The sequence below is a fragment of the Kineococcus glutinatus genome, from assembly GCF_039542765.1.
GTDB lineage: Bacteria > Actinomycetota > Actinomycetes > Actinomycetales > Kineococcaceae > Kineococcus_A > Kineococcus_A glutinatus.
Genome location: NZ_BAABIL010000237.1, coordinates 1 through 9004, shown reverse-complemented (window position 1 = coordinate 9004; position 9004 = coordinate 1). Strand labels below are relative to the sequence as shown.

General features: G+C 76.4%; 10 protein-coding genes and 1 pseudogene. 9 read left to right on the top strand and 2 right to left on the bottom strand.

Annotated elements, in window-relative coordinates:
* The first annotated feature begins 201 nt into the window (after positions 1 to 201).
* Both pdxS and ABEB16_RS09960 read left to right on the top strand, forming a co-directional pair.
* Positions 202 to 1101, top strand: a complete 900-nt coding sequence (pdxS, locus tag ABEB16_RS09965; RefSeq protein WP_345712104.1) for a pyridoxal 5'-phosphate synthase lyase subunit PdxS — start codon at positions 202 to 204, stop codon at positions 1099 to 1101.
* A 19-nt stretch (positions 1102 to 1120) separates the two neighbouring features.
* Entirely contained in the window at positions 1121 to 1648 is a 528-nt protein-coding gene (locus ABEB16_RS09960; RefSeq protein WP_345712101.1) for an NUDIX hydrolase, read from the top strand.
* A 40-nt stretch (positions 1649 to 1688) separates the two neighbouring features.
* Here ABEB16_RS09960 and ABEB16_RS09955 read toward each other — a convergent pair whose 3' ends face one another.
* Positions 1689 to 2954 (bottom strand): kynureninase, encoded by a 1266-nt coding sequence (locus tag ABEB16_RS09955; protein ID WP_425560155.1) that lies wholly within the window; start codon positions 2952 to 2954, stop codon positions 1689 to 1691.
* Positions 2955 to 3036: 82 nt separating this feature from the next.
* Between ABEB16_RS09955 and pdxT the strand changes: the two genes are divergently transcribed.
* The 3 genes from pdxT to ruvC are packed head-to-tail and all read left to right on the top strand — an operon-like array spanning position 3037 to position 5129.
* Positions 3037 to 3729, top strand: a complete 693-nt coding sequence (gene pdxT / locus ABEB16_RS09950; RefSeq protein ID WP_345712102.1) for a pyridoxal 5'-phosphate synthase glutaminase subunit PdxT — start codon at positions 3037 to 3039, stop codon at positions 3727 to 3729.
* A 10-nt stretch (positions 3730 to 3739) separates the two neighbouring features.
* Positions 3740 to 4501 (top strand): YebC/PmpR family DNA-binding transcriptional regulator, encoded by a 762-nt coding sequence (locus ABEB16_RS09945; protein WP_345712100.1) that lies wholly within the window; start codon positions 3740 to 3742, stop codon positions 4499 to 4501.
* A 49-nt stretch (positions 4502 to 4550) separates the two neighbouring features.
* Positions 4551 to 5129 (top strand): crossover junction endodeoxyribonuclease RuvC, encoded by a 579-nt coding sequence (gene ruvC, locus ABEB16_RS09940; protein ID WP_345712099.1) that lies wholly within the window; start codon positions 4551 to 4553, stop codon positions 5127 to 5129.
* Between the two features lie 18 nt (positions 5130 to 5147).
* On the opposite strand, the gene ABEB16_RS09935 is transcribed toward ruvC, so the two are convergent.
* Entirely contained in the window at positions 5148 to 5873 is a 726-nt protein-coding gene (locus ABEB16_RS09935; RefSeq protein WP_345712098.1) for a dienelactone hydrolase family protein, read from the bottom strand.
* A gap of 115 nt (positions 5874 to 5988) precedes the next feature.
* Between ABEB16_RS09935 and ruvA the strand changes: the two genes are divergently transcribed.
* The 4 genes and pseudogenes from ruvA to ABEB16_RS09915 form a co-directional block, all read left to right on the top strand.
* A complete protein-coding gene (ruvA, locus tag ABEB16_RS09930) occupies positions 5989 to 6600 on the top strand; it encodes a Holliday junction branch migration protein RuvA (protein WP_345712097.1) in 612 nt (203 codons plus the stop codon).
* Position 6601: 1 nt separating this feature from the next.
* Entirely contained in the window at positions 6602 to 7699 is a 1098-nt protein-coding gene (gene ruvB / locus ABEB16_RS09925) for a Holliday junction branch migration DNA helicase RuvB (protein WP_345712096.1), read from the top strand.
* A 191-nt stretch (positions 7700 to 7890) separates the two neighbouring features.
* Positions 7891 to 8286 (top strand): preprotein translocase subunit YajC, encoded by a 396-nt coding sequence (gene yajC, locus ABEB16_RS09920; RefSeq protein WP_345712095.1) that lies wholly within the window; start codon positions 7891 to 7893, stop codon positions 8284 to 8286.
* A 135-nt stretch (positions 8287 to 8421) separates the two neighbouring features.
* Positions 8422 to 9004, top strand: a pseudogene (locus tag ABEB16_RS09915) (protein translocase subunit SecD); the annotation flags it as partial.

Genomic DNA, 9004 nt, shown 5'->3' with positions numbered 1-9004 from the left:
GCGGGCGCAGCTGACCCGCACGGGCACGGGCACGGGCACGGGCACGGGCGCCGTGACGGGCTCGGGGGTGGCCGACGGGCGCAGCGGCGGTGCAGCGGGCTCCTAGACTGCAGGCGCCCCGGCCCGACGCCGGGTCGGTCCACGAGACGCGCGAGGTTCGACGTGAGCACCCAGACCAGCAACGGCACCCAGGCTCCCCAGGTGGGCGGTGCGGGCGACGCCGCCGTCGGCACCACGCTGGTGAAGCGCGGCATGGCCCAGCAGCTGCGCGGCGGCGTCATCATGGACGTGGTCACCGCCGAGCAGGCCCGCATCGCCGAGGACGCCGGTGCGGTGGCCGTCATGGCCCTGGAGCGCGTGCCCGCCGACATCCGCGCCCAGGGCGGCGTGGCCCGCATGAGCGACCCGGACGTGATCGAGTCCATCATCGCCGCGGTCTCCATCCCGGTGATGGCCAAGGCCCGCATCGGCCACTTCGTCGAGGCGCAGATCCTGCAGTCCCTCGGGGTGGACTACATCGACGAGTCCGAGGTCCTCACCCCGGCCGACTACGCCCACCACATCGACAAGCACGCCTTCACCGTGCCGTTCGTCTGCGGGGCCACCGGCCTGGGCGAGGCGCTGCGGCGCATCACCGAGGGCGCGGCGATGATCCGCTCCAAGGGCGAGGCGGGCACCGGCGACGTCTCCAACGCCACGACGCACATGCGCACCATCCGCGCGGAGATCAGCCGGCTGCGCTCGATGAGCCCCGACGAGCTGTTCGTCGCCGCCAAGGAGCTGGCCGCGCCCTACGAGCTGGTCAAGGAGGTCGCCGAGCGCGGCGGCCTGCCCGTGGTGCTCTTCACCGCCGGCGGCATCGCGACCCCGGCCGACGCGGCGATGATGATGCAGCTGGGCGCGGAGGGCGTGTTCGTCGGCTCGGGCATCTTCAAGTCCGGCAACCCCGTGCAGCGGGCCGAGGCGATCGTGAAGGCCACCACCTTCCACGACGACCCGGACGTGCTGGCCACGGTGTCCCGCGGGCTCGGCGAGGCGATGGTCGGCATCACCGTCGACGCCATCCCCGAGCCGCACCGCCTCGCCACCCGCGGCTGGTGAGCCCGGCGCACCCGCTCCCGTGACGTCGCCGGACCCGCTGGGCCCCGAGTGGGGCACCGGTCCCGGCGGCGTGCGCACCCGCAGCGCGGCCCGCGTCCTCGTCGTCGACGACGCGGGCCGCGTCCTGCTGCTGGACGGCTGCGACCCCGCCGCGCCCGAGGAGCGCTGGTGGTTCACCCCGGGCGGTGGCCTGCTGGCGGGGGAGGAGCCGCGGGCGGGTGCGGCCCGGGAGCTGGCGGAGGAGACGGGTGTCGTCGTCGACCCGGCCGACCTCGTCGGCCCGGTCCTGCTGCGCGAGCCGGAGTTCGACTGGCTCGGGTCCCGCTGCCGGCAGCGGGAGGTGTTCTTCCTGCTGCACCTGCGGGCACCCGTCGTGCTGGACCGCAGCGGCTGGACGGCGCTGGAGCGCGCCAGCCTCACGGGGTTCCGCTGGTGGACGGCCCAGGAGCTCGCCGGCAGCGGCGTCAGGTGCTACCCGGTGGCGCTGCCGGCGGTCCTCACCGGGCTGCGCGACGGCTGGGACGGCACGCTGCGCGAGGTGGACTGAGCGAGCCCCGCCCTCGCAGCCGCCGTCGCGCAGCGCCCGCTCAGGTCACCGTCGCGCGCACCGAGAACGCCGGGTCGCGGTGCTCGCCGGCGTCGAGCAGCGCGCGCAGCTGCCGGGCCGCGTGCAGCGCATCGGCGTGCGTGACGTACAGCGGGGCGAAGCCGAGGCGCACGATGTCGGGCTCGCGGAAGTCCCCGACGACCCCGCGGGCGATGAGGGCCTGCACGACGGCGTAGGCATCGGCGTGGCGCAGCGCCACCTGCGCCCCGCGCCGGGCGTCGTCGGCGGGCGTGGCGACCTCCACCTCCGGCACGAGCCGCTGCACGCACGCCCGGAAGAAGCCCGTGACGGAGTGGGCCGCCGCCTGCAGCTCGGCCGGGCGGACGTCGTCGAAGGCGCCCAGCGCGGCCTCCAGCGCCAGCAGCGACAGCAGCGGCGGGGTGCCGACCCGCACCCGGCCGACGCCCTCGACGGGGGTGTGCTCGCCGAGCATCGCGAACGGCGTGGCATGCCCCTGCCAGCCGGTGAGCGGGGAGTCGAACCCGCTCTGGTGCCGGTGGGCGACGTAGCAGAAGGACGGCGCTCCCGGCCCGCCGTTGAGGTACTTGTAGCCGCAGCCCACGGCGAGGTCCGCACCGTGGTCGTCGAGGCGCACGTCCAGGGCGCCGGCGGAGTGGCACAGGTCCCACAGCGCCAGCGCGCCGGCGTCGTGCGCCGCCCGCGTCGCCGCCGGCAGGTCCCAGCGCTCGCCGGTGCGGTAGTCCACCTCCGACAGCGCCACGAGCGCGACCTCCGGGCCCCGTGCCGCGAGCACGGCCGCCACGTCCGGCACCCGGGCGGTGACCACCTCCAGCCCGGCCAGCCGCGCCGCGCCGGTGAGGACGTGCAGGTCGGTGGGGAAGGAGTCCGGGTCGGTGACCACGACGCGCCGCCCCGGCCGCAGCCGGGCACCGGCGACGTAGAGCTTGAAGAGGTTGACCGACGTGGAGTCCGTGACCGCCACCTGCCCCGGTGCGGCACCCACGAGCCGCCCGACCGCGTCGCCGACGCGCAGCGGCGCCTGCCACCAGCCGTTGCCGTTCCAGGACGCGATGAGGTCGCGACCCCACTGCCGCTGCACGGCGTCGGCGACGGCGACGGGCACCGCCCGCGGCAGCGCACCCAGGGAGTTGCCGTCGAGGTAGGTCGTCCCCGCGGGCAGGTCGAAGCGTTCCCGGGTGCGCGCCGGTAGCGCGGTGGCGTCCAGCTGCGCGCACCGCGCGTCGAGGTCGTCGCCGCTGGTGGTCGGGGAGGGTGCGAGGCTCACCCGGCGACACTAAGGCCGCGCGGGGAGCTGGTGCGCCGCCCCGTACCCTCCAGGGGTGAGCGCCGCGTCCACCACCGCAAGCGTGCCCGTCGCGGCACCCCGCGACGGATCCGGTCGCGCGGCGGGGGCGGGCGCCCCCGTCGTCGGCGTCCTCGCGATGCAGGGCGACGTGCGCGAGCACCTGGCCGCGCTGCGCGCCTGCGGCGCCGAGGCGGTCCTCGTGCGACGCCCGGCGGAGCTCGCGGCCGTGGACGGCATCGTCCTGCCCGGCGGGGAGTCGACCGCGATCGACCGCCTGCTGACCGCCTTCGGGATGCGCGAGCCGCTGCGCGAGGCCCTGGCCGGCGGGCTGCCCGCCTACGGCTCCTGCGCGGGGATGATCCTGCTGGCCGACCGGGTCGCCGACGCCGCACCCGGGCAGCGCACCCTCGGTGGGCTCGACGTGCTCGTGCGGCGCAACGCCTTCGGCCGCCAGGTCGTCTCCTGGGAGGAGGACCTGGCGGTCACCGGCGTGGAGGGCGGCCCCGTGCGCGCGGTGTTCATCCGCGCGCCCTGGGTGGAGGAGGCCGGCGACGGCGTCGAGGTGCTCGCCCGGGTGGGCTCCGGGCCGGCCGCGGGTAGGATCGTCGCCGTTCGGCACGAGAACCTGCTGGCCACGTCCTTCCACCCGGAGATCACGGGCGATCCCCGCGTCCACCGCGCCTTCGTGCGGATGGTGGCGGCGCGGAAGCGGGGCGCGGCCCCGAGCGGGTTCCAGACGGCGCACGCGAGCTGAGGGGAAGCACATGTCCGGCCACTCCAAGTGGGCGACGACCAAGCACAAGAAGGCCGTCATCGACGCCAAGCGCGGCAAGATGTTCGCGCGCCTCATCAAGAACATCGAGGTCGCGGCGCGCACCGGCGGTGGGGACCCGGCCGGCAACCCCACCCTCTTCGACGCCATCCAGAAGGCGAAGAAGTCCTCCGTCCCGGCCGACAACATCAACAACGCCGTCAAGCGCGGCTCCGGCGCCGAGGCCGGTGGCGCGGACTGGCAGACGATCATGTACGAGGGCTACGGGCCGGGCGGTGTGGCGCTGCTCATCGAGTGCCTCACGGACAACAAGAACCGCGCGGCCATGGAGGTGCGCACCCGCCTGTCGCGCAACGGCGGCAGCATCGCCGACCCGGGCAGCGTGGCGTACATGTTCTCCCGCAAGGGCGTCGTCGTCATCGGCAAGGCCGGCACGGACCTGACCGAGGACGACATCCTCATGGCCGTCCTCGAGGCGGGGGCCGAGGAGGTCACCGACCAGGGCGACACGTTCGAGGTCATCAGCGAGGCCACGGACCTCGTCGCCGTCCGCGAGGCCCTGCAGGCGGCCGGCATCGACTACGACTCCGCCGACGCCAGCTTCGTGCCCAGCGTGCAGGTGCCGCTGGACGCCGACGGCGCCGCGAAGGTGTTCAAGCTCGTCGACGTCCTCGACGACTGCGACGACGTGCAGAACATCTTCGCCAACTACGACGTCTCCGACGAGGTCATGGCGGCCCTCGAGGACGCCTGAGCCGCACCGCCCGCACCGGCCCCGCCCCCGCACGTGCGAGGGTGGGGCCGTGCGCGTGCTGGCGGTGGACCCGGGGCTCACCCGCTGCGGCCTGGCGGTCGTGGACGGCTCCGGCGGCCGGCGCGCGGCGATGGTGGAGGTCGGCGTGGTGCGCACCCCGGCCGCCGACCCCGTGGCGCTGCGCCTGCTCGCGGTGAGCGAGGGGCTGGAGGACTGGTTCGAGCGGCACCGCCCGGACGTCGTGGCCGTGGAGCGGGTCTTCGCCCAGGCCAACGTCCGCTCCGTGATGGGCACCGCCCAGGCCGCCGGGCTCGTGCTCGTCGCGGCGGCCCGGCGCGGCCTGCCGGTGGCCACCCACACCCCCAGCGAGGTCAAGGCCGCGGTCACGGGTTCCGGGCGCGCGGAGAAGGCGCAGGTGGCCCAGATGGTCACCCGCATCCTCGGGCTGGCGGAGGCGCCGCGCCCCGCCGACGCCACCGACGCGCTCGCCCTGGCGCTGTGCCACCTGTGGCGCGGGGGCGCCACCAGCAGGCTCGAGGCCGCCGCCCACGCCGCGCTGGTCACGGGGCGGCGCAACGGCTACGCCGAGGCGGCGGCCGCGGCGCGGGGGTCCCGCGGCCGCCGCTGACGCCCGGTGGCCGTTCCCTCAGGACGTGCTGCGCGCGGGCAGGTGCTCGCGCAGGAACGCGGTGGTGCGGCCCCAGGCCAGCTCGGCGGACCCCCGGTCGTAGCCGGGGCGCTCGTCGTTGTAGAACGCGTGCCCGGCGGGGTAGAGGTGGAACTCCGGCTCGGTGCCGGTGGCGGCGCGGATCGCCTCGGCCGTGGCGCGCACGCCCTCCAGCGGGACGGAGCGGTCCTGCTCCCCGAAGTGGCCGAGCACCGCGGCCCGCAGCCCGGAGAAGTCCGTCTCCGCCGGCGCCAGGCCGTACCAGGGCACCGCCGCCCCGATCCGCCCGCCCTGCTGCGCGGCCAGGACCAGGACGAAGCGCCCGCCCATGCAGAAGCCGACCGCGCCGACGGCCGGGGAGGTCACCTCCGGCATGCCGAGCAGGTGGTCGACCGCCCCGGCCAGGTCGCGGGCGGCCCGGTCGACGGGCAGCTGCTGCAGCAGCCGCGCGGCCTCCTCGCCGTCGTGGGTGGTGCGCCCGCCGTACAGGTCGGGCGCCAGGGCGACGAAGCCCTCGGCGGCGAAGCGGTCCACGACGTCGACGACGTGGTCGGTCAGGCCCCACCACTCCTGGACGACGACCACGCCGGGCCCCGAGCCGCCCGGGGGCAGCGCGAGGTAGCCGTGCGCATGGTCGTCGCCGTCGGCGCGGGTGGTGGGGAAGGTGACGTTCTGGCGGGGGTTCTCGTGCTCGGAGCGGCTCACGGCGGCAGCCTGCCCGTTCGCGGGCGCGCCGTCCCACCGGGGTGTGGGCGCCGCTCGCTACGGTGGGGCTCGTACAGGTGTTCGGCTCCCGCGGGGGCCGGGGAGGCGGTGGTCGGTGATCGCGTCGGTGCGCGGGCGGGTGCTCGCGGTGCGGCTGGACTCGGCGGTCGTGGAGGTGGGCGGCGTCGGGATGCTCGTGCACGCCGCGCCCGGCACGCTGGCGGGGCTGCGCACGGGTCAGGAGGCGATGCTGGCCACCAGCCTCGTCGTGCGGGAGGACTCCCTGACGCTCTACGGCTTCGCCGACGCCGACGAGCGGGAGGTCTTCGAGACCGTGCAGACCGTCTCCGGCGTGGGCCCTCGACTGGCCCTGGCGATGCTCGCGGTGCACAGCCCCGACGGCCTGCGGGCGGCGGTGGCCGCCGAGGACCTCACCGCGCTGGTGCGCGTGCCCGGCATCGGCCGCAAGGGCGCCCAGCGCATCGTGCTGGAGCTGGGCGACCGGCTCGGACCGCCGTCCTCGCCGCTGCCGGGGTCGGCGCCGACCGCCGCGGACGCCGGCACGTGGCGCTCCGACGTCGTCGACGCCCTGGTCGGGCTGGGCTGGGCGGCCAGGCAGGCCGGTGACGCCGTGGACGCCGTCACCGCCCCGGACGGCCCGGTGCCCGGTGGCGGCGACGTCGCGGCGGCGCTGCGCGCGGCCCTGCGCCACCTGAGCAGGACCTGACGTGAGCGGGGAGGTACCGCTGCGCGCGGGGGAGGGCCGGGTCGTCACCGGCGGCGCCGACGCGGTCGAGCGGGCGGCGGAGTCCGCGCTGCGCCCGCACGACCTGGGCGAGTTCGTCGGGCAGACGGTGGTGCGCGAGCAGCTGCAGCTCGTGCTGGCCGCGGCGCGCCAGCGGGGTGCGCCGGCCGACCACGTGCTCTTCTCCGGTCCGCCCGGCCTGGGCAAGACGACGCTGGCGATGATCGTGGCCGCGGAGATGGGTGCCCCGCTGCGCCAGTCCAGCGGGCCGGCGATCCAGCACGCGGGCGACCTGGCGGCCGTGCTGTCCTCCCTCGACGAGGGGGAGGTGCTCTTCCTCGACGAGATCCACCGCATGGCGCGGCCGGCGGAGGAGATGCTGTACATGGCGATGGAGGACTTCCGCGTCGACGTGGTCGTCGGCAAGGGACCGGGCGCGACGGCCATCCCGCTGGAGCTGCCGAAGTTCACCCTCGTCGGCGCCACCACCCGCGCGGGGCTGCTGCCGGCGCCGCTGCGGGACCGCTTCGGCTTCACCGGTTTCCTCGACTACTACACCCCGGGGGAGCTGGTGCAGGTGCTGCGCCGCTCCGCCGCCCTGCTGGGGGTGCAGCTGACGGCCGAGGGGGCCGAGGAGATCGGCCGCCGCTCCCGCGGCACGCCCCGCATCGCCAACCGGCTGCTGCGCCGGGTGCGGGACTGGGCGCAGGTGCGCGGCAGCGGCATCGTCGACCGCCGCGCGGCGAGGGCGGCGCTGGAGGTGTACGAGGTCGACGAGCGCGGTCTGGACCGCCTCGACCGCGCCGTCCTGGAGGCGCTGTGCCGCCGCTTCGGCGGTGGGCCGGTGGGCCTGTCGACGCTGGCGGTCGTCGTGGGCGAGGAGGCCGAGACGGTGGAGACGGTGGCCGAGCCGTTCCTGGTCCGCGAGGGCCTGATCGGCCGCACGCCGCGGGGCCGGGTGGCGCTGCCGGAGACGTGGGCGCACCTGGGTCTCACCCCGCCGCGCGGCACGGCCTGGCAGCTGGCGCTGCAGCCGGAGGAGGAGACCGGGGACGACGGCGGGGCCGATCCGGCCGGCTGAGGCCGGTCGCGAGCGGGTCCGCGGGTGCTCGCGGGACGCCTGGGGTCCGTGGGGCCCGGGCGCACCCCTACACTCGCTCCCCGGGTCGGAGGGGAACCCCGTGCGGGTACCCACCGTTTCCCGGGGGGCCGGTCCGATGCCGGTGCCGCGCCGGTGCTGCCCCTCACCACCGGCAGGAGAGGACACATCCCGTGGACGGTTCGCTGGTCTTCCTGCTGCTCATGGTCGGCCTGCTGGTCTTCACGTTCTCCCGCACCCGCAAGCAGCAGCGGGCGCAGGCCCAGCTGCTCGACAGCGTGGGTCCCGGCGCGGAGGTCATGACGACGTCCGGCATGTTCGCCCGCGTGGTGGACGTGGACGGCGACGTCGTGCACCTGGAGCTCGCCCCCGGCACCGTCACCCGCTGGAACCGGCGGGCGGTGGCGCGCATCATCACCCCGGCCACCGGTCCGGACCCGGACGCCGCGGCGCCGGGCCGGTCGGGTGCGGCTCCCGCCCCGGAGGGCACGGCCGGTCCGCTGTCGCTGCACAAGGACGGTCCCGGTGCCGGCCCCGCGGCCGGTGGGGACGACCGCCCCCGCGCCTGAGGCGCGCCCCGCGGAGCCGGACGCCTCCGGTGGTGGACAGCGGAGGCGGCTGTGGCAGCATCGAAACACGCAGAGTGAATCCTGAGCGCGCGGCGTGGCCCGACGGGTCGATCGCGCCCCGACCCGAGGTACGGCGTGCCCCCCAGCAGAGCTCCCCGACGTCCCCGCCCCGGCCGCACGCTCGCCGTGCTGGTCGTCCTCCTCGCCGTCCTGTTCGGCGGGATCGCCGCCGGCGTCCGGTGGGGGGAGGCGAGCTGGAGCCCCGGTCTGGCCCTCGACCTCGAGGGCGGCACGGAGGTCATCCTCACGCCGCGCACCACCGGCGGTGAGCAGCCCACGCAGGAGAACCTCGAGCGCGCGGTCAGCATCATCAGCCAGCGCGTCAACGCCACGGGCGTCACCGAGGCGCAGGTGCAGGTGCAGGGCGGCAGCAACATCTCGGTGTCGATCCCGGGCACGCCCAGCCGCGCCACCCTCGACCTCGTGCGGCAGTCCGCGCAGCTGCGCTTCCGCCCGGTGATCGCCGTGGCGGCGGCCACCCCGGCGGCCAGCGTCCCGGCGGAGACCGCCGCACCGGCCGACCCCGCCGCTCCCACCGCGGCCCCGACGGACACCGCCAGCCCCGAGCCGACGCCGACCCAGAGCGGCGACGGCGCAGCGGTGCCCGGTGCGCTGCTGGCGGCCACCCCGGCCCCGACGGACACCGCGACGCCCGCCC

Bases quoted from the DNA above. Each gene is read 5' to 3' on its own strand.
- ABEB16_RS09945 (WP_345712100.1), top strand. From the start codon at position 3,740: ATGTCCGGCCACTCCAAGTGGGCGACGACCAAGCACAAGAAGGCCGTC.